A 24,561-nucleotide genomic window follows, 5' to 3' on the forward strand; every position below is an offset into this window, starting at 1 on the left:
CTAAAAGAATGGCTCTTGCCTGTTAAGGGCCAATCAAATGGAGTAATAAATGGCGTTTGAGCAATGGGCAGCCTTGCCTTGGGTAAAATCTCAAAAAGATAAAATTCAGTGGGGGCAGCTAAGCGGAAGTGGTTTAAGTATTGCCATTGCCGAAGGTGTTAAACAGCAAGAGAACTTAGTATTAATTGTTACACCCGACACTCCCAGCGCGCTGCGCCTTGAAACAGAGCTAGAATATTTATTACCTAATAATCCGGTAATGGTATTTCCTGATTGGGAAACCTTGCCTTACGATCATTTTTCTCCTCATCAAGATATTATTTCTGCGCGTTTAGCTACATTAAATACCCTAAAAAAAGAACAGCAAAGCGTATTAATTGTGCCTGTGTCTACGCTTATGCTGCGAACCGCTCCGGCCTCGTTTATTTATGGTTCGACAATAAACTTTAAAGTAGGCGATAAACTCGACACACATAATTTTAGGCAAAACTTAGAGCAAGCCGGTTACCTAAACGTGCAACAAGTTATGGAACATGGTGAGTACGCAATTCGTGGCTCAATCGTCGATTTATACCCTATGGGTAGTCCGCATCCATTTAGGCTCGACTTTTTTGATGACGAATTAGACACCATTCGTCTATTTGATGTGGAAACGCAGCGCTCTGATGAAAAAGTAGATAAAATTGAACTGCTGCCAGCGCATGAATTTCCAACAAATGAGTCAGATATTGAGCGTTTCAGGATTGGTTACCGTGAAAAATTTGGTGCAAGTTCGGAGCAAGACTCTGTTTACATGCAAGTTAGTAAAGGAAACTGGCCAGCTGGTATTGAATACTACATGCCGTTATTTTTTGAAAGCCTAGCCACTATTTTTGACTACCTACCTGATAATACAACCGTTATGCAGTTAGGCGATTTAGAACACGCTGCGGATAATTTTTGGCACGATGTTAATGTTCGTTACGAAAACCGTAAAGTGGATCCTCTGCGCCCACTACTTGAACCAAATGCCTTATACCAGCCAATTGAAGAGCTGTTTTCTAACTTAGGGCAATTTGCGCGTATTCGTTTATCGCTTGCCAAGCTGGGCACAAAAGCGGGTAATAAAAATTTATCCGTATGTGAATTACCTGCAATTAGAATAGATCATAAACAGCACGAGCCCTATGCGGCGTTTATAGATTACGTTACAGCACAAAAGAAGAAGAAAAGTCGCATATTACTGAGCGTTGAGTCGGATGGTCGACGTGAGTCTTTACTCAATATTTTGAAACCCAGCGGCTTAAAGTTTAAAGAGTTTGATGCCTTTGAACAATTTACCCAAAGCGATAGTGATGTAGGCTTAATTGTAAGTCCGCTTGAGCAAAGCGTTGTGCTTGGCTCTAAACCTTCATTATCAATTATTACCGAACAAGAGCTGCTAGGTATTAAAGTCTCGCAGCGCAGACGCCGTAAACATAAGTACGAAGCAAGCCAAGACGCCCTAATTCGTAACTTAGCCGAGCTTAAAGAAGGTCAGCCTGTTGTGCATCTTGACCACGGTGTTGGCCGCTATCAAGGTTTACAAACTATTGATGCAGCAGGTGTAATTACAGAATTTGTGACCATAATATACGCCGGTGAATCTAAATTGTATGTGCCTGTGTCGGCACTACATATGCTTAGCCGTTACTCAGGCGGCGAAGAAAGCAGTGCACCACTGCATAAGCTCGGCTCTGATGCGTGGGAAAAGGCAAAAAAACGTGCTGCAGAAAAAGTTCGTGATGTAGCCGCAGAGTTACTTGATATATACGCACAGCGCCAAGCTAAACCAGGCAATAAATTTACCCTAGACGGACAAGCCTATCGCCAGTTTAGTGAAAGCTTTCCGTTTGAAGAAACCGACGACCAGCGTAATGCAATTGAAGCTGTCTTAGGCGACATGCAATCAAAACAAGCGATGGATCGTTTAGTGTGTGGTGATGTAGGCTTTGGTAAAACCGAGGTCGCTATGCGTGCAGCTTTTGTTGCTGTTAACGATGGTAAACAAGTTGCCATTTTAGTGCCCACTACCCTGCTTGCGCAGCAACACTATGAGAATTTTAAAGACCGTTTTGCTGACTTCCCTATCGAGGTGGGTGTGCTTTCTCGTTTTAATTCAACCAAAGAGCAAAAAGACACGCTAGAAAATATGGCGAATGGCAAGCTAGACATTGTTATTGGTACCCATAAACTTATTCAGCAAGACATTAAATTTAACGATTTAGGGCTACTCATCGTAGATGAAGAGCATCGATTTGGGGTACGCCAAAAAGAAAAAATTAAAGCGCTACGTGCAGATGTCGATATTTTAACGCTTACTGCAACACCTATTCCTCGAACGCTCAATATGGCAATGAGTGGCATGCGCGACTTATCTATTATTGCTACCCCACCGGCCAAACGCTTGGCGGTTAAAACATTTGTTCGCCAACGTGATGTGGAGCTTATTCGCGAAGCTATTTTGCGTGAAATTAAACGTGGTGGCCAAGTGTACTTTTTGCACAATAACGTTGAAACAATTGAACGCGTGGCGCAAGAATTAAGTGAATGGGTACCTGAAGCAAATGTAATTACCGCTCATGGGCAAATGCGCGAGCAAGAGCTGGAGCAAATAATGACCCAGTTTTATCACCAAAAATACAATGTAATTGTGTGTACAACCATTATCGAAACCGGTATAGACGTACCCACAGCAAATACCATTATTATGGATAGAGCCGACAAACTAGGCTTAGCACAATTACACCAATTGCGTGGTCGTGTAGGCCGAAGCCACCATCAGGCATATGCCTATTTGCTCACAGGCGATCCTAAAGCATTATCAAAAGATGCCAGCAAACGTCTACAAGCAATTGAATCATTGGAAGATTTAGGGGCTGGTTTTGCACTTGCTACACACGATTTAGAAATTCGTGGTGCAGGTGAGCTATTGGGCGACGATCAATCTGGGCAAATGCAAACTATTGGCTTTAGCTTGTATATGGAAATGCTTGAGCAAGCAGTAAATGCACTGCGTGAAGGTAAAGAACCTACTCTTGAAAACCTCTTACAAAAACAAACTGAAGTTGACTTAAAACTGCCTGCATTACTGCCTGATGATTATATACATGACGTAAATGCACGATTAGGTATGTACAAGCGTGTAGCTAGTTGTGCTAACCTAGGCGACATTGATGAGTTACAGGTAGAACTAATAGACCGATTTGGTTTATTACCTGATGCAGCTAAAAACTTATTTAGTTTGCAACAACTTAAAATGCAAGCCAGTAATTTAGGGATAACAAAAATAGAGGCAAACCCTAAAGGCGGCTACTTTGAATTTAGCCAAAATACCAAGGTTAATCCTAGCTTCATTATTGGGCTGATACAAAGTGCACCGCATATTTATAAAATGGAAGGCGCGAATAAATTGCGCTTTGCGATTAGTGAGGCAAATGCCCGCGAACGCTTAAAAATGGTCACTGCTATGATTGCAGATTTCGAAAAAAAGGTTAGCCATTAATGTTGCTAAAAAAATCGCTGGTAGTTTTATGTTGCTTATTTAGCAGCACTGCAGTTGCAGAGCGTTGGTTTGAAGCTGAGGTGCTGATATTTAAACAGCGCCCAGCCCCCTATTTACAAGAAGACTTTAGTTTAAAACACGAGGCTATTGAAGATAAAAACACGCTGGATTTATTAACGCCACTTTATACCGAGCAAGCCATGCAAGCCTGTATTGATGGCGATACACGTTTTCAAAAGCGTTCATTTACGGATTCGCTCGTTAATGACAATCCACGCTCGGGTGTTTGCGATGCAAGCACCGACTATGTTCAAAGTTACGATACATTACCTGTTACACCTGTGGCACCGGCACTTGATACCATGGAGCAACCCTACTTACTTGCCCCAGAGCAGTTACAATTTAAAACGCAGTTTGAGCAACTAGACCGTAAAGGCTTAACGCCTATTTTACATACTGGATGGCGTTTTGAAGCAAAAAGTAAATCACGTGCGCCAAGCATGCACTTATTTGCCGGTGAGCTTATCAAAACACGCGTTTTTGATGTGCCGCGCTATTCAAATCCAGACTTTGTTAGTTTATTAGAGCCACAGCCTAGCTTATTTAACGACCCCGATGAATCAACTAGTAAATGGGAATTAGAAGGGTTATTTAAAATTCACTTGCGTCACTATTTATTTATCACTGCAGATTTTGATATTAGCCAAAAACTACAAAGTGGTGATGTAGAGTCATCACGGTTTTCACAATTTAAACGTGTAATAAGTGGTGAAATTCATTACTTTGACCACCCTCGCATGGGCATGATTGTCCAAATTAGAAAATTTAAACATTAATACTTAATAGGATACAACAATGAAAAAACTCCTAATTATTGCAGCTACACTAAGCCTGGCTGCATGCTCTAAAGTAACAGTAGAAAACTACGAAAAAATTAAGATTGGTATGGATAAAGCTGAAGTAGAGGCTGTATTAGGTAGTGCTGACAACTGCGTAGAAAAAACACTTCATACTAACTGTGTTTGGGGCGACGAGTCTAAAAATATAGAGATTACACTCGTTTCAGACAAAGTGACTTTATACAGTAAGCACGGCTTAACTCAATAAAGTCGTGTATAAATAAGGGGGATAGACTGTGGTCTATCCCCCCTTTTTTATTTTTTAGAATAAATGAGCTCAATGTTGACTATTTTACTGCGATTTAAGGTAATTTTATAACGCTGATAAAGTGTTTTATCACCTTCTGTGTGCACCAATACCATATTTAATTGATAACGTCGCTCAACGGCTTGTTTTGATATTTTATTGCTATCTAAATGGTAAAGCTTACCTTCACCACGTTTTAAATAACGGGCAAATGGCGCTAGGTTAAATTGCAGTGTTTGCTGCAACGTATCGTATCCAGGTAAAAACTCTTTGGCCGACACGCGCGTTTCACTCGCAAAGTGCAGCCATTGCGCAGCCTGTTTGTTTTGCTGGCGACGTTTTGAAAAAATGGTTTGAACTTCTTTCGGTATTTTTTTAAAACGCGTGTACTCAAGCCAAATAAACTGGCTGGCTATTTTGTCTTTGGTAATACTATTTTTAAAGGTAAATCGCCATTTTGGCCGCCCTTGAACTATTGCGCGCCAAATTACACGGGTGATATCTTCTTTAAAAATTTCACGCAAACCATAAATTACACCCAGTATCAAAATAAGAGTCGCTGTTACCTCTGTAAAACTGGAACGTGCATTAAGAATTACCAGCATCACAAACGCCATAATAACCGCGGTTACCGTCCCCTTTACTAAGCGCTTTAGGTAACTATTTAAAAAGCGAGTATTGCGCTGAAGTATTACTCCATGCTCAATTAAACGTTGCAATAAACGCATTTTATTTGTGATTCGATTGGCATCTTGAAGAGTGGTTTCAGAGTTATAGTTTTTATCTGCTCTGTACACGTTTTCGCTTTTACAAAATTGCAAAAGGTCGTTCCGCTCTTTAGCAAAATCGCTACTGCGCGGGCCTTCATCTAGTAATTTTAAAAATGATTGCTCAACGTGCCAACTCAGATAGTTATCTGCGTTTGTATAAAACGGCAGTAACTTTTCATCATCGGGCGTATAACGGCGTAGCTTTTTTAATAGGCCTTCACTTTGCTCAAATAATTCATTTGCACGATTATAAAACTCTTCTGCCTCGCTTAACTTAAGCGCATCCTTAATATCAGCATCGAGCGCTAAACGCACTTGGTAACAAAATAAGTTTAGATTTTGCCTGTAGTCTTGCTGTTCGCCTTTGTTTTTACTTACAAAACGGCTTCGTACTAATGGCAAGTGAATATTGTTAGCGTTGTAAGCTAAGTGAGATTTGAACTGATTGTTGAAGTAAGATTCTTCGCTCAGTGTTTTAGGGTTTATTCCCATTTCGTTAGGAATAGAAAAGTACAGATCAATACGCTGCTCTGAACGCGCATTTAACTCGGGCTCAATGACAAAAGATAAATTTTCGTCTTGTTTTAACAATCAACTCTCCTTTTTCTATTCGTTTTAGTTTACTTGTCTCCAGTAATTTGTTCAATAAAAAAGGCCCCGTAAACACGGAGCCTTACTCGTTTAAATATTTAACTTAAACACTGGTTAACGTATTTGTTTGCAGTTAAAACTTATAGTTAATACTTGCGAATACTCGTGAACCAATTACGTCGTAAATCTCAGGTACGGTGCCCATGTCATTTCCGCCTAGTACTTCTTCTGGCTCTTTATCAAAAATATTATTCATACCACCTGTCACTTTTAGTGACTCATTTAGGTTGTACGTCATTGAAATATCATGGTAAATAATATTGTCTGTGCTGAACGACTCGCCGTAGTAGTCGCCACTCATGCCACGAATAAAGCGTGCGTTATAAAGCACGCTAAACGCATCAGACAAATCGTAGTTTACAGATAAGTTAGATTTGATTTTAGAGTAGCCACCAATGTTACCGTCAATAGTCCCCGTGTAATCAATATCATCTTGCTCAAATTCAACCAAGTAGGTTGTATCTAAGTTAATACGGTAGTTATCGGCGGTGTAACCAATGTTCCAATCAATACCTGACGTTTTTTGAGAGCCAACATTGGTTAATGCAGAGCTTAAGTTTGATAAATCACCCGCTGGGGTAATATTTACCGAATCACACGACTGCGTGTCGCCCGCAAAACAGTTGTTCATTTCGTTTTGTACATCTAAACGCGTGATGGCGTTTGTGATGTCAAACTTCCAGTAGTCAAGTGTTGTAGATAAACCGTCAACTACTTCCCATACCATACCAAATGTAAACGAACGGCTTTCTTCTGCTTGTAAGTCTGCATCACTGGTGTAATTTACCAAAATTTGTGCGTCTTGCTCGTTGCCCCATGGATCGGCTAGGTAATCGTAAGAGCCCGAGTTGCCACCAAATAGCTCAGCAACGTTTGGCGCTCTAAAGCCGGTGGCTAGTACAGAACGAACCATAAATGAATCTGTTACATCCCATGTAGCACCCAGTTTCCACGTTGTTTCACCACCAAAGGTAGAGTAATTGTCGTAACGTGCAGCCCCTTCAAGTGTCACGACTTCTAATACCGGCATCGATGTTTCAAAGTAGATAGACTGTACCGAATAGTCACCTTCAGTAGGGTCTTGCTGTGCTGCTGTACTTTGGCCCAATTGTGTAATTAAATCGGGTGTGTAAAAACCACTTTCAAAACGGTTCTCTATACCTATTGCGTAACCAATATCGTTATCGGTTAGTGCGCTGTAACCTGCAGATAAGATAAACTGCTCATTTCCACCTTCATTGCTTTCAGTGTAAATAGAATCGTTAGCAGTTAAAAAGTCGCGGCTAAGTGCATCACCACTAAACCAAATTGCTTGGTTTGCGTAAATACTTTGCTCTACTTGGCTTGCATTAATAGAGTTTTGTACTTTATCTTTAGAATCGTTTCTGCCGTATGTAGCACTTACATCCCAGCTTGCATCGTTATCTAAGACACCTTGTAATGCCACTGATGCACGGTATGTGTCTGTTGTTTGCTCGTATATTCGCGGGCCAGCATCAACCATTCTTCTGCGATACTCTAGCGAATCGGCAAGCTCACCGTCGACAATAAACGCATTTGTGTATTCGTTATCAAGGTTTGCTGTCAGTAAATCTACACTGGCTGGTTGAGGTGCCAATTGCTGTGATGAATCACGGCGTGTATACATAAGGTCAACATTGAATGTGGTATCAGCGTCTAGCTCTTTATCAAAGCTTGTAAATAAACTGTACAGATCGTTTGGTGTTTGTGCATAACTCGATGTAGTAAAGTCGTACGACGTTGTTCTATCTGCAAACTCACCATTACCTTTGTATGTTTTACCGCCTAGCGTACCTTGTGGAATAAACGAAGACTGCCCTGCAGGCACAAAGCTACGATCTGATTGAATCACCTCGCCACGGCTTGAAAACTGTGCACCAACAACTAAGTTACCATCGGCAACCTGCATGCCGTGTAATAAGCTAGTACCGTAGTTGTTACCATCACCCTTAGTTGTGCGACTTCCTTCAACATTAAGCTCAGTACCTTCAAAATCTTTTTTAGTGATAATGTTAACAACACCAGCAATTGCATCAGATCCATACACCGCTGATGCACCATCCTTTAAGATTTCAATTGATTTGATCATTGCAACAGGAATGGTATTTAAATCAACTGAAGAGTCTGCACCGGTACCAGAAGAAACCATACGACGACCATTTAATAACACTAGGGTACGTTGTGACCCCATGCCACGTAAGTTAACAGTTGCAGAACCACCTGAACCATTATTACTTGAAGCACCAAGGCTTATACCCGCAGCAGATGGCTGAGTTGAGAGAATATCGGCAACAGAAGTGAAACCACTTTTTGCAATAAAGTCATCGCCAATAACGGTAATTGGACTGGCTGTTTCCATATCAGTACGGTTGATACGTGAACCCGTGACCTGAATTTTTTCGATTGAATTTGCAGCTTCGTCTGCTGCTAGTACATGTACACTTGAAAACATTGGGATGGCTGCTATTACAGCTAGACCAAGAGTCGATTTAGTCATGAAAGAATCCTACTTGTTGGAATTTACCAAGATTGGTAATGCTCATTTGTTATAAGAAGAATGAGTCGGCAGGCAACTTAAGCGCACTTAACTGAACGAAAACTTAACGCTTGAGTGGTTTTTGACAAAGACAAAAAAGACCAACCTAAAAAAGGTACAAAGGTTACTACTTGTTTCATTGTTAATATAAAAATACAATTTAAAATTAATAAGTTAAAATAATTTTTATACAATTAAAGTACAGATGAAATCAAACACCTCTACTTTGTAATCAAATGTAATTACACCTGTTGTTTAGCAATAATTCAGGTATTAACAACTTAATCACACCCCATTATTAAAAAGGTAAAAGCACCTGAACGTTGCTAACTCATAAGAAAAGCTTTTGGTTCATAGTGAATAATAAGTTCGCTTATTTTGCGTGGGTATAACTGCTCAAAATTTGGTCTACACTATATGAATAATGTGAGATGTTGATATTAACTATGGTTATAAATCAAATTAGTTGGCTGGAACAAATCCGGCATTTGCGAAAGCTTAACTTTGTGACTACGCACTTTTGACAGGACTAATTAAAAAATTAGTTTTAGATGTATTTTTTGAAATTTTAGCACTAATGACTAAAGGGTTAGTGAATTAAATTAATTACGTTTTGCTGCGCATTGGTATTACCGGTCCAAGTTTGAGCCTATCAAAAAGAAAAGTTTATAAGCTTAGGTAAACAACAAATTTGGGATAAAACGTGATCGGTTAACTGGTTAATTCGTAATATTATTAAAGCTCGTTAGTAAGTAACATAAAAGTAATAGTTAAGGGTATCTTCGGTTGAAGTGATTGTATTTATAACAGTTAATTCAAGAGTCCAAAGCATATTGTTCTCTGAGCAAATGCCAACCATGGTTTCGCTTTGCCACAAATCTCCTTGCTGTACAAACTGCTGCGGGATAAATCCCATGTACATAGTTATGCCTTTTAATTTTGCTTGGCTGATTTTTGTATTGTTGGGTAATTTGCTGAAAATTGTAAAAGGTGTTTCAGGTGATAGAGATTGATCACTGAGCCACACTTTCACTTTATTTGGGAAGGTACATTCTTGGTTAGGTTCGCAGTTTGAATTTTCAAGTATGCTTGCGTCTTTTTGATTATCAAAATCACAGGCGGTCAACAATAAAATTAGCAAAAACACATAACATAATTGGGTTGCTTTCATAAAAATTCGCTCCGAATAAAAGCAGATACTAATAATCAAGCTCATAATTGACAAGCATGGCCCACTAAATAATCAAATTTAGGCACTCAGCTAATCAAAAAATAGACAACAAAGCCACAAAGTTTGATTGATGTCATAATATTACGTAATTGACCTATCTTTTTTAGGCCAAAAAATTTATTATTTCCCTCGCAAAAATTAGGGTTTCTCGAGTTTGTTTTCTGAAGCATTCATGCTTTGAACGTTTTAGGTAACATGCTTGTGAAGTAATAGTAGGCCCCACTTTTTAAGTGGGTAATTCATTTCTAAACGCATTTATTGCAGCGGAAGCCAGAAAATGAGCCAAACAGTAGCATCACAAACTGAGTATAACTATAAAGTTGTACGCCAATTCGCTATTATGACAGTGATTTGGGGCATCGTTGGCATGAGTATTGGGGTTCTGATTGCTGCCCAATTAGCTTGGCCAGCACTTAACTTTGATACACCATGGTTAACTTACTCTCGACTACGTCCGTTACACACGAACGCAGTAATTTTCGCATTTGGTACAAGTGCACTTTTTGCGACGTCTTATTACGTCGTGCAACGTACTTGTCAAACGCGCCTTTTCTCAGACAAACTTGCCGCAATTTCATTTTGGGGCTGGCAGCTAGTTATCGTATTAGCAGTAATTACTTTACCATTAGGTATTACAAGCTCTAAAGAATACGCTGAACTAGAATGGCCAATCGATATTCTAATCGCTGTTGTTTGGATCATTTATGCAGTTGTATTTTTTGGTACTTTAATTAAACGTAAAGTATCGCATATCTATGTTGCTAACTGGTTCTATGCTGGCTTTATCATCACTGTTGCAGTATTGCACATTGTGAACAGCATGGCAGTGCCTGTATCGTTAACTAAATCATACTCTATCTACGCAGGTGCAGTAGATGCGATGGTTCAATGGTGGTACGGCCATAACGCTGTAGGTTTCTTATTAACCGCTGGTTTCTTAGGTATGATGTACTACTTTGTACCTAAACAAGCAGGTCGCCCTGTATACTCTTACCGTTTATCGGTCGTTCACTTTTGGGCGCTTGTATCTCTATACATTTGGGCTGGTCCTCATCACCTTCACTACACTGCACTTCCAGATTGGACGCAAAGTTTAGGTATGGTTATGTCTATTATCTTATTCGTTCCATCTTGGGGCGGTATGATTAACGGTATAATGACCTTATCGGGTGCATGGCATAAACTGCGTACTGACCCAGTACTTCGTTTCTTAGTTGTATCATTATCTTTCTACGGTATGTCTACGTTTGAAGGCCCAATGATGGCAATTAAATCTGTGAACGCGTTATCCCATTACACAGATTGGACTGTAGGCCACGTTCACTCAGGTGCACTTGGTTGGGTAGCTATGATTTCTATTGGTGCTATTTATCACCTTATCCCTGCACTATTTGCACAAGGTCGTATGTACAGCATTAAGCTTGTTAACACACACTTCTGGTTACACACTGTTGGTGTTGTTTTATACATTGTTGCAATGTGGATTTCAGGTGTAATGCAAGGTCTTATGTGGCGTGCAGTAAATGCTGACGGTACATTAATGTATAGCTTTGTTCAGTCTTTAGAAGCATCACATCCTTTCTACATAATGCGTTTTGTTGGCGGTGTATTCATCGTAACAGGTATGTTAGTTATGGCTTATAACGTTTTCCGTACAATTTCAGCTGAAAAAGAATCACTGAAGTTAGACGCGCAAGCACAATTAGCATAACGGAGTGAGATGATGAGCAATAAAAATTCACAAAACAAACATGAAATAGTAGAAAAAAACGTTGGTCTTATGGCCATACTGACTGTTTTTGCTATCAGCTTTGGTGCATTAGTTGAAATTACTCCACTTATGTTCCAAGACGACACAACAAAACCAGTAGATGGCTTACGTCCTCTAAATGCGTTAGAAATGGAAGGCCGCGATATTTACGTGCGTGAAGGTTGTTATAACTGTCATTCACAAATGATCCGTCCTTTTCGTGACGAAGTTGAACGTTACGGCCACTACTCTGTAGCAGGCGAGTCAGTATGGGATCACCCTTTCCAATGGGGTTCTAAACGTACTGGACCTGACCTTGCACGTGTTGGTAAACGTTACTCGGACGATTGGCATTATGCTCACTTAGTGAACCCACGTGATGTGGTTCCTGAGTCTAATATGCCAGGTTTCCCTTGGTTAGCAGAGAACACTGTTGATACCAGCTTAACTCTGAAAAAACTACAAATTTTCCGTGATACATTCGCTATTAACCCAGAAAACCCAAAACATCCGGGGTTAGGTTACGGTAGCGATGAAGAACTAATAGCTGACGTTGCCAAAGTTGATGCAATGAATGACGGTAAAGGTGCAACAGAAATGCAAGCCCTTATCGCTTATTTGCAACAGCTTGGCACGCACTTGAAGTAATTATTATGGATTACGGAACATACAGAGGCATTTTAACTCTGGTAATTTTAGTATTGTTTATTGTGATTGTTGTATGGGCATACAGCAAGCGTACCAAAAATCGTTTTGACGACGCTGCTAATGCCATTTTTGAAGATGAAAAAAAACATAACAACACACTCTCTAACGAGGAAAAGGAGTCTGAAAAATGACTAGCTTTTGGAGTATTTGGGTTATTGTTTTAACCCTAGCATGCTTACTTATTATCTTTGGCCTATTAGTGTGGAATTTAAAAAACTACGCTGGTGTTGAAGAAGGTGAAGATTGTGGGCATGAGTATGACGGTATTACCGAACTGAACAATCCGCTACCTAAGTGGTGGACTTACATGTTCTTCGCAACGTTTATTTGGTCTGTTTATTACCTAGCAGCATACCCAGGTTTAGGTAACTGGGAAGGGTTAGGTAAATGGACAAGCTCTAATCAGGGTATTACCTCTTTAGCGGAATCGAAAGAAGCCGTTAAGTTAGCAGCTGAAGAAGGCCGTTTTGTAAAACTTGATAAAGAGTATGAAGCAGCAGAAGAGCGTTTTGGTCCTATTTTTAACCGACTTGCAAAAGTACCTGTTTTAGATTTAGTTCAATCTAAAATTGATGGTGATGCAGCGCAGCAGCTAGCTCTTGAAAATGGCACAGAGCATGAGCAAACAGATGGTCAATTAGCACTAGAAATTGGTCAGCGTTTATTCTCTCAAAACTGTGCACAATGTCACGGCTCTGACGCGCGTGGTGGTATTGGCTTCCCTAACCTAACTGATAAAGATTGGTTGTACGGTGGCACACCAGACAAAATTAGAGAAACTCTTCTGATTGGTCGTGTTGCAGCTATGCCTCCTTGGGGAGCAGCATTAGGTGAGCAAGGTATAAAAGAAATGACAGCACACGTGCTAAGCCTTTCTGGTCGTACAGTTAACCAAAAAGATGCAGCCGCTGGTGCAGCTAAGTTTGCTATGTGTGCAGCGTGTCACGGTGCAGACGGTAAAGGGTCGGTTGCTCACAACCTACCGTTTGGCGCGCCTAACCTGACGGATAACATTTGGTTATACGGTGGTTCTCAACGTGCCGTTGAAGAAACTCTGCTTAACGGCCGTGCCGGTGTAATGCCAGCGTGGAAAGACATTTTAGGTGAAGATAAAATCCACCTTTTAACTGCGTACGTTTACAACTTATCGCAAGATAAATAAGTACGCTGTTAATAGAATGTTTATAAATTAATTTATTAAATTCAATAGATTAATCCAGATCAAAAAAGCCTCCACTTGGAGGCTTTTTTTTAGTCTTTTACGTACAATTACTATAAAATAACCTCTTCGAAACTAATATTAGAGTCACTATGCAACTTACTCCGTGGTATAAAAACTTTTGGCCTTGGTTTTTAATTTTTTTCCCGCTAGCAGCTATTGTTGGCTGTATTACTTTACTAATAACGGCAATTGGCAATGGCCCAGATATGGTCGTTGATGATTACTATAAAAAAGGTAAAGCAATTAATTTAGAGCTCAGTAAGTTTGAGAAAGCAAAAGCACTTTACTTACATGGTGAATTAGCCGTAACTAACGACCGAGTGAGTTTTAAATTTACCAAAGGCGATAGCAGTAATGTATCTGCTTTAAAAGTGTCGTTTTACCACCGTACAATCAAAGCACACGACTTTGAAGCGACACTTACAGCGAATGCAAACAAAGAATTCACCGCACTTCTTGAAAATTACACTGAAGGTGCCTATTCCATTTTTGTTGAACCTATCGATAAAACATGGAAACTAAAAGAAAACATTACCCTACCTACGGTTGAAACCGTTTTAGTTACGCCTAACTATAAGTAGTTATTATTATGTCTAATTCTTGCTTTCATTGCCTTGAAAGTGTGCCAAAGGGATTTAGCGCAACAGTAACAATAGACGATACCCCTCAGCCAATGTGTTGCATTGGCTGCCAGGCCGTAGCGCAAAATATTGTTGAGCAAGGAATGACTGATTACTACAAATACCGCACAGTCAGTGCGGGTAAAGTAGAGCAACTTGTTCCTGAGCAATTGGCATTTATTAAAAGTTACGACAACGAAGATATTCAAGATGAATTTATAGCCACAAGCAACAATATTTCAGAGGTATTACTGAGTGTTGAAGGCATTACTTGCGCCGCATGTGCGTGGCTTATAGAAAAGCAATTATTGAGTTTAAACACTGTTAAACGGGTAGATGTAAATACCTCAACTAACCGTGCAATGATCCAATGGGACAAAACAGCAACTCCACTGAGTGATGTTATTACCGCCTTAGCTAAAATAGGCTACAAAGCATATCCATTTCAGGCCGATACCGAAGCACAACAAAAACAACAAACTGCAAAAGCGTATATTCGCCGCTTGGGTGTGGCAGGCCTAATGACCATGCAAGTAATGATGTTTGCATTTGCCATGTATTTTGGCATGTTTTCAGGTATGGATAGTAATTTTGAACAGTACTTTAGATGGATAAGCCTTGTATTAGCTTCTCCTGTTATTTTGTATAGTGCGCTGCCCTTCTTAACCAACGCAATTAACGGCTTAAAAGCTAAACAGCTAAATATGGATTTACCTGTGTCTTTAGCAATTTTTGGCGCCTACGGAGCCAGTTGTTATGCAACCGTTATGCAAGTTGGTGAGGTATATTTTGAATCTATTTGCATGTTTACCTTTTTATTATTATTAGGTAAATATTTAGAATTTAGAGCGCGTTTAAAAGCGAGTGAATACACAGCAAACCTTCAAAAGTTACTACCATTAACGGCTCGCACACTTACAGATAGTGGTGAAGAGCTAATTATTGCGGCTAAAAAGCTTAAACTTAATGATGTTGTGCTTATTAAAGCAGGTGAAACCATTCCCGCCGACGGCGAACTCATTAAAGGTAAAACGACCGTTGATGAATCAATGATGACCGGCGAGCACCAACCGGTTAACAAGTTCATAGGCCATAATGTGTATGCCGGCTGTGTAAACCACGATGGTGTTATTGAAATTAAAATAAATAAAATAGGCCAAAACACCCTTTTAAATCAAATTATTCGTCTGCAACACAATGCGCTTACAAAACGGCCTAAGCTGGTCGAAATAACCGATAAAGTAGCACAAGGGTTTGTAGCTTGCTTATTGGTATTTGCCTCGTTGACCGCCATTGGTTGGTATCAAATTGATCCCGAGCATGCTTTTTGGATTACTATTTCAGTATTAGTCGCAACCTGCCCTTGCGCTTTAAGCCTAGCAATACCGACAGCCCTAACCTGTGCAATTGCCAGCCTAACCAAAAAGGGGATTTTAATTAAACAAGCCCATGTACTTGAAACCCTTTCAAAACTAACTTTATTTGCGTTTGATAAAACAGGCACACTCACACAAGGTAAATTTAGCCTTGATGAAGTAGATATTATCGACAACAGCTACTCAAAAGATGATGTAATGGCTATTGCTGCAATGCTGGAGCGCTTTTCTGAGCACCCGATTGCAAGTGCATTTGACGGCTACACTCCAGCAAAGCATAGTCTTCATAACATTGAAGTGCACGCAGGTTTAGGGATTAGTGCACAAGATGAAACCACCCACTACGCTATAGGTAAAAGTGGTTGGTTTGACAGTAAAAAAACAAACGCGCAGGCCAGTTTGTATATAAACAAACACGTTGTGGCACGTTTTTATTTTGTCGATAAAGTAAAGCACGATGCTCAAAGTTTAATTAAATCGTTACATGCGCAGCAATTAACTTGCCACATGCTTACTGGCGATGCGTCAGATGCGGGAAAAAAAGTAGCTAAACAATTGAACTTAGACAGCGTGCAATCTGGTTGCTCACCACAGGATAAACAAACAGCCGTAGAGGCATTTTCATCTCAAAATGAGGTGGTCGCTATGGTGGGTGATGGCATCAACGATAGCCCTGTATTTGCAAGTGCCCATTTGTCTATTGCAATGGAAACTGGCGCTGATATATCAAAAAACAGCGCCGATGTTGTACTGCTAAATAGCGATTTAGCGTCTATTGATCACTTACTCAATATAGCTAAACAGACTCGGCGTATTATTAAACAAAACCTAACATTGTCTTTATTATATAATGGTTCAATATTACCGCTTGCAGCACTCGGGTTAGTTGCTCCATGGATGGCCGTTATTGGCATGTCTGCCAGCTCAATTATTGTGATTTGTAATTCACTAAGGCTATTAAAGTTATGAGCATAATTTATATTTTGATCCCCATTGCCATATTGTTTGTGCTTATTGCCATTGGTGTATTTTTTTGGGCGGTAAAAAGCGAGCAGTTTTCTGATTTGAACAAACAAGGCCACAGTATTTTGTTTGAAGATGACAAAGAGCAGCATAATAAAAGTAATGATTGACCCTTTATACATTAGCGCATTTTTAATGGGTTTGATTGGCAGCGGCCACTGCATAGCAATGTGTGGAGGGATTGCCAGCTCTTTACAATTAGCCAGCGACAAACGTAAAACACTTACCTATTCATTTGCTTATAATATAGGGCGAGCAATAAGTTACATGCTTGCAGGCTCACTCGTTGCGGGTATAAGCAGCCAATTTGCTAAACAAAACACATCATTCTCTATAACGCTTTCATTTATTGCAGCAATTTTCATGCTGTTAGTAGGCGTTTACATAATGCGCTTAGGACCTACACTTCAATGGCTTGAAAAAGTGGGTAAAACACTTATTTGGCAGCATATTGTTAAGCTTAACAAATATTTAATGCCGGTTGACTCAACAGTAAAAGCCATAGGCTACGGGGCTTTATGGGGCTGGCTTCCGTGCGGTTTGGTTTATTCAGCGCTAACCTGGGCAATGACGAGCCCCACAGCATTTGATGGCGCAATAGTTATGCTATGTTTTGCACTAGGTACATTTCCTGCCATGATCACAGTAGGGATCACTGCGCAAAAACTCAATAGTATAATAAATCATCCTTGGACCCGAATAGTATTAGGCAGTGTTATAGTTTGGTATGGTATCTACTTATTGATTATTGCAACCGACAAGTTAGTACATTAATGTTAATATGTATTAACCTTTTCAGGTTTATTTGCCCCTGTATATAAAAACTAAAACGGATAAAATTATGGATTTCACTCAAAGTCGCGCTAAAGGTAATTGTGCTATTAGCTGTAATAACTGCAGCATAAGCCAGTTGTGTTTGCCGTTTTCGTTAAATGGCCAAGAAATGGATAAGCTTGACGAAATTATTGAGCGAAAAAAACCATTACACAAAGGTGACTATTTATTTGAATCGGGTGCACCATTAAAAGCGATTTATGCTGTACGCTCCGGCTCATTTAAATCATACACCTTGTCTGAGCAAGGTGATGAACAAATTACTGGCTTTCATTTAGCAGGCGATTTAGTTGGTTTTGATGCCATTAGTAAAATGGCGCATCAGAGCTTTTCTCAAGCCCTAGAAACCTCAATGATTTGCGAAATTCCCTTCGACACTCTTGACGAGCTTGCAGGTAAATTGCCTAAACTACGCCAGCAAATAATGCGTTTAATGAGCAGTGAAATTACCTACGATCAAGAAATGCTTTTACTGCTTAACAAAAAATCGGCAGAAGAACGCCTAGCTAGTTTTATTTATAACTTGTCTGAGCGATTTGGTGAGCGTGGTTTTTCGCGTAAAGAGTTTAGGTTTACTATGACCCGTGGTGAAATAGGTAATTACTTAGGCCTTACAGTAGAAACCATTAGCCGTTTATTAAGTCGCTTTCAAAAAGCCGATTTAATTAAAGTAGAAGGCAAGTTTATTACTATTTTAGATAATGATGCACTCGCTAAAGCAGCAGCCATTGTTAAATAGGTATACATTGATATAGAACAACAATTTATGTGCTAAGCCTTTAACTGTTTTGTATTTGAGTTACACTAAAAGTACACCAGTTAGATAAATGGAGTAGCACATGAACACAATTAAACGCATTCTCGCGGTTATTGACCCTACCAAAGACGATCAACATGGTTTAGCGCGCTCAGTCGAACTGGCAAAAAAATCTGGCGCAACAATTACAGCATTCATGACGGTCTATGACTTCTCTTATGAAATGACAACGATGCTTTCAGGCGATGAGCGTGAAGCGATGCGCGAAGCAGTTTTAAAAGACCGCGAACTCTGGCTCAACGATTTAGTTTCACCTTACAATAACTTAAATATTGAAACATTAGTTGTTTGGCATAACCGCCCTTACGAAGCCATTATTGAAACAGTTATCGATCAAAATTACGATTTAGTCATTAAAAGTACTCATCAACATGGCGCACTAAAATCGGTGATATTTACCCCTACAGATTGGCATTTGGTGCGTAAATGCCCTACTCCAGTATTATTTGTAAAAGAAATGGCATGGCCTGAAAATGGCAATATTTTAGCTGCTGTTAACGCAGTGAGCGAAAATGATCAGCATATAGCGTTAAACAAACGAATAATTAAAGACGCGCAATTTTTATGTGAGCTTGCTAATGCAAAACTTAACTTAGTCAATGCATATCCTGCCACCCCTATTAATATAGCTATTGAAATACCAGAGTTTAATCCTAGTCTTTACAACGAATCAGTTAAAAAACAACATAGGGAATCAACTAATGCACTGGCTACTGAATTTACATTAACTTCTGAGCAATGCTTTATTGAAGAAGGCTTACCAGAAGATGTAATTCCTGATATTGCAAATCGTTTGAATAGTGAATTAGTGGTTATTGGAACTGTTGGACGTACAGGGTTAAGTGCTGCGCTAGTTGGCAATACTGCAGAGCATGTAATAGATAGCCTAGACTGCGATGTATTAGCACTAAAACCGGACGGCTATGTAAGCCCACTGGCAAAAGATTAATAATTTTGCTGTAGCTCCCTATGCTAATAACATATAATACGCCCCTTTATTTCTAGCAAGTAATTTGCTGCATTGTTTACTAAGGGGGCGTAGTGTCTAACTCAGCTCAAGCCAAAGCTCAATATAACTTTAATAAGTTACAAAAGCGTTTACGCCGTTTAACTGGCCAAGCAGTTATGGACTTTAACATGATTGAAGAAGGTGACCGTATAATGGTTTGCCTCTCTGGTGGTAAAGATAGCTATACAATGCTTGAAATGCTGCAGCACCTTAAACGTGTAGCCCCGATTAAATTTGATCTTGTAGTTGTTAATTTAGACCAAAAGCAGCCCGGCTTCCCTGAACATGTATTGCCAGAGTACCTAGATAAACTCGATGTAGAGTACAAAATTGTAGAAGAAGATACCTACAGTATTGTAACCGACATAATTCCTGAAGGTAAAACCACCTGCTCGCTGTGTTCTCGCTTACGCCGTGGTATTTTATACCGCACAGCTAAAGAGCTTGGTGCAACTAAAATTGCTCTTGGTCATCACCGTGACGACATGATTGAAACACTGTTTTTGAACATGTTTTATGGTGGAAAACTAAAAAGTATGCCTGCTAAATTAATGAGCGACAACGGCGAGCATATGGTTATCCGCCCGCTTGCCTACTGTAAAGAAGCAGACATTAGTAAATACGCGTTTACTCAAGGCTATCCTATCATTCCGTGTAACTTGTGTGGCTCTCAAGAAAACTTGCAGCGTAAACATACAAAAAACATGTTAGCGCAATGGAATAAAGATCATCCGGGTCGCATTGAGAGTATTTTTACAGCCATGCAAAATATTGTGCCATCTCATTTAGCAGATGCTGAATTATTTGATTTTGAAAACCTAAAAACGGGTGAAGTGATTGATGGCGGCGATATTGCACTCGACAAGCCAGATATTCCTAAAGTACCTGTCATCAGCGATGCAGACGAAGAAAACGCTGGCGTTGTAACAATTAACTTAAGCTAACTAAGTTGTATTTTTGGGTTTGCATTAAAGCAAACCCAAAACTAGTTTAACCGTCGGCTAATCCTTTTAAAAACTCCAAGCTTAATTTTTCTTGCTCATTAGGTTGGTATGGCAGCTGTTGTAAACTGTCAAAAGGAAAGTCATTTATATCAAAGTGGCTAATTTCACTGTTACCAAAACTGTTTCGCTCGCCAGGACTTGGCGACATCCTTTCAATTACAAATCCACTCAAACGCATATCAGCCATACCTTGCGGCAAAATTGACCAGTGCGCTTTTAAATCAATAGTTTGGCTTCCTTCACTTAAACGTTGTTTACTCACCAAGTGCGCAAGTGGTGTGTCGCCAGTAAAAAGGTTCGCCCGAATACGGTACAAGCCCTTTTTTACTACTTTTAAATTGGCGGGTATAAGCATGTTTTCGCTTTGAGGGTATGCCGACTCAAAACCAATAAGTGTCGCACTCGGTGGCATATATTGAATTTGCGCCACTACAGGAATTTGTTTTCCATCAACATTTGCTTCAACAAATATTTGTAAATTTCGCGGATAGTCTTCCTCTGCTTTAAAAATAACATTGGCTTCGCCATCTTGTGCATTACTTTTATAGGTTGTTACAGTCTCTTTTGTATCTGTATTGGCAAGCTCTACATTCACATTTTTAAGGCCTCCTGCGCTGACTTTTAATGTTATTTCTTCTGGATACACAAACCTATATTTACTAAGACTGACTGTAACCGCATTTCCTTTGTCGTCTATTGGACTTTCAACAGGGTAAAATTGATTAGGTTTTAAACGGTCTTCATCAAACTCAGACAATGGTTGTGAATATGGCGGATATTTAAGCGCACGCTCATATTGAGTGGCAACCTGCTCTGCTGCTTTTGCTAAGTTGCTATTATAATCTGTTGTTACTTTTTGTTTTTGTGGTGATTTAGCGGGTAAGTTTACAGTGGTTGCTTGAATGTTTAATTTACTCTCAGCGGTTAAAGGCTGTTTTATCTTAACAACAGCGACTTCAACTTTAGCCTCTTCTTGAGAGGGCCAAACTAATAAAGCCAATACAGCCATTATTGAAACGACTACTAGGATTTTTTTTATCATTAATAGCTCAATCCTTATAAAAAGTGCAGCTTAATTAAGCTGCACATTTAACGTTTATGGGATCACATTATAAATTAATGCAGAAGCACTCGTTGTGTTTGAGTTTTTAATATAACGGTAGTTCTTTTTCCAAAACCACGACCCTGTTGTTTGATCAAATGTATTAAAGCCAACATTTTGTCCGTCGACATTAATGTTATTCATAGCAATGGTTACATTACCTTTACGCTGAGCATTATGAATTTCATTATGGCTGTAGCTGTCACTCATCATCATAGGGTAATGGTTAGGCATAAAACTATTTACCGCATCACTTTGTGATTTTAATCGACCATCAGTATCAATACTGCTGCTACAGCTACCAAATGATCGTGCTGAGCTTGCACCACATGATGAGTGCGACGCAACAACCGAATCATCATTACCTTTTAAAAATGCGCCTGTGACCCCTAAGTATTCATTACCGTCGGCAACAAAACGTAAACGAGGTGTACGCGCATCTGGAAATGGAGATATTTTACGCGCATTATTTACTTTTAAATCGTGTAACACGCCAACCGCTTCGGTAACATCGCTTCCTAGCCACCATCTAAGTGCAGCATCTATAGCAAAATTCCACGATGCACCTGTAAGTGCGCTTACAGCAACATCAGCAAGTTCACTACCGCCACCAGCACCGGCTAAATCAAATGTAGCAACAATATTGAGTGGCGAAAGCCCTGCGTTTTCTAACCAGTTTGCTTGGTTATCAATAATATGGCGAGCAATTAAATCCCCAGTAGAGTGTGTCACTAATACACAGCCATCAGCACATAAGTTTGAGCGAGATAACTGCTTTAATTTAGGCCAAACCCAATCTGTTGCTATTTTACCTTCAACACGCTCGTAGGCAGGCCAATCAATTCGTTCATCTGCTCTGTTATTCCAATACGACTGCCAATATGTTTCGCCATCATTTACAACGTCGCTACCTGGTTTATTGGTTATTTGAGATACCTGCAAACCATGAATTAATATTATTTTGTGATCTTTACTTGCAGCTGAAAAACTCATTAGCATAGCAAGGCATGCGCCCACTATATGCTGAGGTTTTATCCACTTGTGTGTGTGTGTGTTGTTCATAAAATTCCTTAATGTGTGTGTTAAATATTATTAGTTAAGGTATTCACTATTAATGTCTTTTTTTACTGATCTTCAATATTAATTAAGCATTACAGGGAATAACCTGCCTTTAGTAACGTACTTAGTTAAGCAAATTAGTATGACTGATCAGTCCAGACAATGACCAGTATTAGGAACAAAGAACAAAAATGCAACAATTTATTATCATTTATATAAGATCAAAACAAAATTTATTTTTAATCAACAATTTAAAAATTGTCTTTTTTGGAATTATATGGTGGGTTTGTAAAAATATAGCTGATGAGTGCAATCTATTTTGCCAATCCTAAACGTAGTTTAGCCTTGGCAAAAATTTTTAACTGACTTTATTGACCTTTAAGCTCGCTTGTAAATTGCCCTATAGCATTTACAACTTCTTGAGCACCATTTTGTATTTGACTCATAACATTGCCCGACTCTTTAGATAAAGCTAAGCCTTGCTCTGCTTTTTCTTTCCCTTTTTCGATTACATCAACCGTGTTTTGGGTTTGCGATTGGTTACGCTGTACAACTTCAACAATTTCCTCTGTTGCTTTAGATGTGCGTGATGCGAGTAAACGAACTTCGTCTGCTACAACGGCAAACCCCCGACCTTGCTCACCAGCACGGGCGGCCTCAATAGCTGCATTGAGTGCAAGTAAATTAGTTTGCTCAGCAATACTGCTAATGCTTTGCACAATGCTCGCTATTTGTTGAGATTGTTGATCCAATGCAGAGATTTCGCTGGCCGCTTGCTCCATATTTATAGCAAGCTCTGTCATAACAGCCACTGTGTCTTTAATTACTTCAGCGCCTTGTTCTGCTTTTTTATCTGTTTGTGTTGAGGTGCTGTAGGCAATTTCGGCAGCTTGAGAAATCGCAATTTCTCGGTTTACTTGCTCCGTAATGACAGTCGCAAATTTCATTACTTTATAAAGCTTTCCGGCATCATTAGAAATAGGATTGTAAGAGGCCTCTAACCAGACAATGTTGCCTTGCTTATCAACACGTTTAAATCGAGACGCTATAAACTGTCCTTGCCTGAGTTTTGACCAAAAAGCCTGATACTCTTGTGATTCAGCCTCTTCGCGCTCACAAAAAATACGGTGATGTTGGCCTAATATTTCTTTTTCTTTGTAGCCCATTGCATCTAAAAATTGCTGATTAGCCTTTAATGCATGTCCTTCTAAATCAAATTCAATAACCGCCATTGATCGGTAAATCGCCTTGATTGTGTCACTTTGCTCACGCGATGCTGAAATTGTTTTGGTTAATACAGTACAAAAAATAGAAAAATATAAAAGCTGATCTTGTTCTCCTTTTACAGGGTGAACAATTAAACGTAACCACTCTACTTGACCGTCTTGGCGAATAAATTGTAACGCGCCCCCCCAATGGCCCTCTTTTTTAATCGCTTTTTGTAAGCTTTTGTACTCGTCTGAGTGCTGGGAATGTTCAGAAATAATATCTAAAAGCGGAGTATTAATAATATGATTTTCTCGATAGCCCAGCATATTAAGGAGCTGCTCGTTTGCGTGGGAAATTCGTCCGTCATAAAGAATATTAATTACTAGCATTTCACGATTAAGGCCTTCCCATACTTGTTGCAGTGGGTAAAGCTCTGCTTTTAAAGATGCTATTTCGTTTTGTTTACTATTAGAAAAAAACATTAATATCCTTACTAATACTCGAGGTATGAAATTTATAAATCCAGAGGCTAATTTATCTACGTGATAAATGAAATTTGCCCTAGCGTTAAATAATTTGCTTAAAGTTCAACCAAAACCAAGACTTTTACATGGTAAAGTAAACACTTAACACACATTTGGGACCATTTATTACTTTAATATAGCCTCCATATAAGTCAAACTTTACGACGGGCTATTTTACTAAAATCACTGTTTAAGCCCCATTTACGCTTTTAAATGCAGTAATAGTGCAGGTAATGACGTTTCTATGCACTGGGCGTTTTCTTCATATTGGTGACTTATACGTACCCAACCGTCTGTTCCCATTATTTGTAGCGAGGTTATTTCTACGCTATCGATGTTTTCGTATTGGGTGCACCACAGCCCTTTTACTCTAAATATGCCAGAACTTGTAGTAATGCGATTTATTGTAAATGAGGTTTTCATAAG

Annotated in this window: 21 protein-coding genes; 14 read left to right on the forward strand and 7 right to left on the reverse strand. The window is 39.5% G+C overall.

Annotated features, from left to right (window positions below; all coding sequences use genetic code 11):
• Nucleotides 1–49 precede the first annotated feature (49 nt).
• From mfd to MTP24_RS09665, 3 genes are read left to right on the forward strand one after another with little or no spacing between them, the layout of a single operon-like run.
• Nucleotides 50–3,523 carry a transcription-repair coupling factor gene (mfd, locus tag MTP24_RS09655; RefSeq protein ID WP_243530910.1) on the forward strand — a complete coding sequence of 1,158 codons (3,474 nt, stop codon included), beginning with the start codon at nucleotides 50–52 and terminating at the stop codon, nucleotides 3,521–3,523.
• A complete protein-coding gene (locus MTP24_RS09660) occupies nucleotides 3,523–4,359 on the forward strand; it encodes a peptidoglycan binding protein CsiV (RefSeq protein ID WP_058429101.1) in 837 nt (278 codons plus the stop codon). Before mfd ends, MTP24_RS09660 begins: the two co-directional genes overlap by 1 nt.
• Nucleotides 4,360–4,378: 19 nt before the next feature.
• Nucleotides 4,379–4,630: a hypothetical protein gene (locus tag MTP24_RS09665; RefSeq protein ID WP_008126398.1), complete on the forward strand. Its 252-nt coding sequence runs from the start codon at nucleotides 4,379–4,381 to the stop codon at nucleotides 4,628–4,630.
• A 47-nt stretch (nucleotides 4,631–4,677) separates the two neighbouring features.
• Here MTP24_RS09665 and MTP24_RS09670 read toward each other — a convergent pair whose 3' ends face one another.
• The 3 genes from MTP24_RS09670 to MTP24_RS09680 all read right to left on the reverse strand — a co-directional run bounded on the left by MTP24_RS09670 (nucleotide 4,678) and on the right by MTP24_RS09680 (nucleotide 9,818).
• On the reverse strand, nucleotides 4,678–6,030 hold the full coding sequence (locus MTP24_RS09670) for a hypothetical protein (RefSeq protein ID WP_008126399.1): 1,353 nt from the start codon (nucleotides 6,028–6,030) through the stop codon (nucleotides 4,678–4,680).
• Between the two features lie 133 nt (nucleotides 6,031–6,163).
• Entirely contained in the window at nucleotides 6,164–8,608 is a 2,445-nt protein-coding gene (locus tag MTP24_RS09675; RefSeq protein ID WP_203986793.1) for a TonB-dependent receptor, read from the reverse strand.
• A 784-nt stretch (nucleotides 8,609–9,392) separates the two neighbouring features.
• Nucleotides 9,393–9,818: a hypothetical protein gene (locus MTP24_RS09680; protein ID WP_203986791.1), complete on the reverse strand. Its 426-nt coding sequence runs from the start codon at nucleotides 9,816–9,818 to the stop codon at nucleotides 9,393–9,395.
• A gap of 337 nt (nucleotides 9,819–10,155) precedes the next feature.
• On the opposite strand from MTP24_RS09680, the gene ccoN reads away from it, so the two are divergent.
• From ccoN to ttcA, 11 genes are all read left to right on the forward strand, one after another.
• The gene (gene ccoN / locus MTP24_RS09685) at nucleotides 10,156–11,589 is read left to right on the forward strand and encodes a cytochrome-c oxidase, cbb3-type subunit I (protein WP_006794295.1); all 1,434 of its coding nucleotides are present in this window, start codon (nucleotides 10,156–10,158) and stop codon (nucleotides 11,587–11,589) included.
• Nucleotides 11,590–11,601: 12 nt separating this feature from the next.
• Nucleotides 11,602–12,276 (forward strand): cytochrome-c oxidase, cbb3-type subunit II, encoded by a 675-nt coding sequence (ccoO, locus tag MTP24_RS09690; protein ID WP_006794296.1) that lies wholly within the window; start codon nucleotides 11,602–11,604, stop codon nucleotides 12,274–12,276.
• 5 nt (nucleotides 12,277–12,281) lie between these two features.
• Nucleotides 12,282–12,467 (forward strand): CcoQ/FixQ family Cbb3-type cytochrome c oxidase assembly chaperone, encoded by a 186-nt coding sequence (locus MTP24_RS09695; protein WP_006794297.1) that lies wholly within the window; start codon nucleotides 12,282–12,284, stop codon nucleotides 12,465–12,467.
• Nucleotides 12,464–13,498, forward strand: a complete 1,035-nt coding sequence (locus MTP24_RS09700) for a c-type cytochrome (protein ID WP_008126414.1) — start codon at nucleotides 12,464–12,466, stop codon at nucleotides 13,496–13,498. The genes MTP24_RS09695 and MTP24_RS09700 overlap by 4 nt, the downstream gene beginning before the upstream one ends.
• A 149-nt stretch (nucleotides 13,499–13,647) precedes the next feature.
• A complete protein-coding gene (locus tag MTP24_RS09705; RefSeq protein WP_243530913.1) occupies nucleotides 13,648–14,139 on the forward strand; it encodes a FixH family protein in 492 nt (163 codons plus the stop codon).
• An 8-nt stretch (nucleotides 14,140–14,147) separates the two neighbouring features.
• Nucleotides 14,148–16,523 (forward strand): heavy metal translocating P-type ATPase, encoded by a 2,376-nt coding sequence (locus MTP24_RS09710; RefSeq protein WP_138740623.1) that lies wholly within the window; start codon nucleotides 14,148–14,150, stop codon nucleotides 16,521–16,523.
• Entirely contained in the window at nucleotides 16,520–16,687 is a 168-nt protein-coding gene (gene ccoS / locus MTP24_RS09715) for a cbb3-type cytochrome oxidase assembly protein CcoS (protein ID WP_058551123.1), read from the forward strand. Before MTP24_RS09710 ends, ccoS begins: the two co-directional genes overlap by 4 nt.
• A complete protein-coding gene (locus MTP24_RS09720) occupies nucleotides 16,680–17,351 on the forward strand; it encodes a sulfite exporter TauE/SafE family protein (protein ID WP_138740622.1) in 672 nt (223 codons plus the stop codon). Before ccoS ends, MTP24_RS09720 begins: the two co-directional genes overlap by 8 nt.
• A gap of 67 nt (nucleotides 17,352–17,418) precedes the next feature.
• Entirely contained in the window at nucleotides 17,419–18,150 is a 732-nt protein-coding gene (locus MTP24_RS09725; protein WP_006794303.1) for an FNR family transcription factor, read from the forward strand.
• Between the two features lie 100 nt (nucleotides 18,151–18,250).
• On the forward strand, nucleotides 18,251–19,177 hold the full coding sequence (gene uspE / locus MTP24_RS09730; RefSeq protein WP_243530915.1) for a universal stress protein UspE: 927 nt from the start codon (nucleotides 18,251–18,253) through the stop codon (nucleotides 19,175–19,177).
• Between the two features lie 92 nt (nucleotides 19,178–19,269).
• A complete protein-coding gene (ttcA, locus tag MTP24_RS09735; protein ID WP_243530918.1) occupies nucleotides 19,270–20,181 on the forward strand; it encodes a tRNA 2-thiocytidine(32) synthetase TtcA in 912 nt (303 codons plus the stop codon).
• A gap of 46 nt (nucleotides 20,182–20,227) precedes the next feature.
• On the opposite strand, the gene MTP24_RS09740 is transcribed toward ttcA, so the two are convergent.
• From MTP24_RS09740 to MTP24_RS09760, 4 genes are all read right to left on the reverse strand, one after another.
• The gene (locus tag MTP24_RS09740) at nucleotides 20,228–21,283 is read right to left on the reverse strand and encodes a hypothetical protein (protein ID WP_243530921.1); all 1,056 of its coding nucleotides are present in this window, start codon (nucleotides 21,281–21,283) and stop codon (nucleotides 20,228–20,230) included.
• A 54-nt stretch (nucleotides 21,284–21,337) separates the two neighbouring features.
• On the reverse strand, nucleotides 21,338–22,405 hold the full coding sequence (locus MTP24_RS09745; protein ID WP_243530924.1) for a hypothetical protein: 1,068 nt from the start codon (nucleotides 22,403–22,405) through the stop codon (nucleotides 21,338–21,340).
• Between the two features lie 365 nt (nucleotides 22,406–22,770).
• Nucleotides 22,771–24,093, reverse strand: coding sequence for a methyl-accepting chemotaxis protein (locus MTP24_RS18960; RefSeq protein WP_279388982.1), 1,323 nt, complete (start codon nucleotides 24,091–24,093; stop codon nucleotides 22,771–22,773).
• A gap of 243 nt (nucleotides 24,094–24,336) precedes the next feature.
• Nucleotides 24,337–24,558 (reverse strand): hypothetical protein, encoded by a 222-nt coding sequence (locus tag MTP24_RS09760; RefSeq protein WP_008126438.1) that lies wholly within the window; start codon nucleotides 24,556–24,558, stop codon nucleotides 24,337–24,339.
• Nucleotides 24,559–24,561: the final 3 nt, after the last annotated feature.

The organism is Pseudoalteromonas sp. APM04 (assembly GCF_022809815.1).
GTDB lineage: Bacteria > Pseudomonadota > Gammaproteobacteria > Enterobacterales > Alteromonadaceae > Pseudoalteromonas > Pseudoalteromonas marina.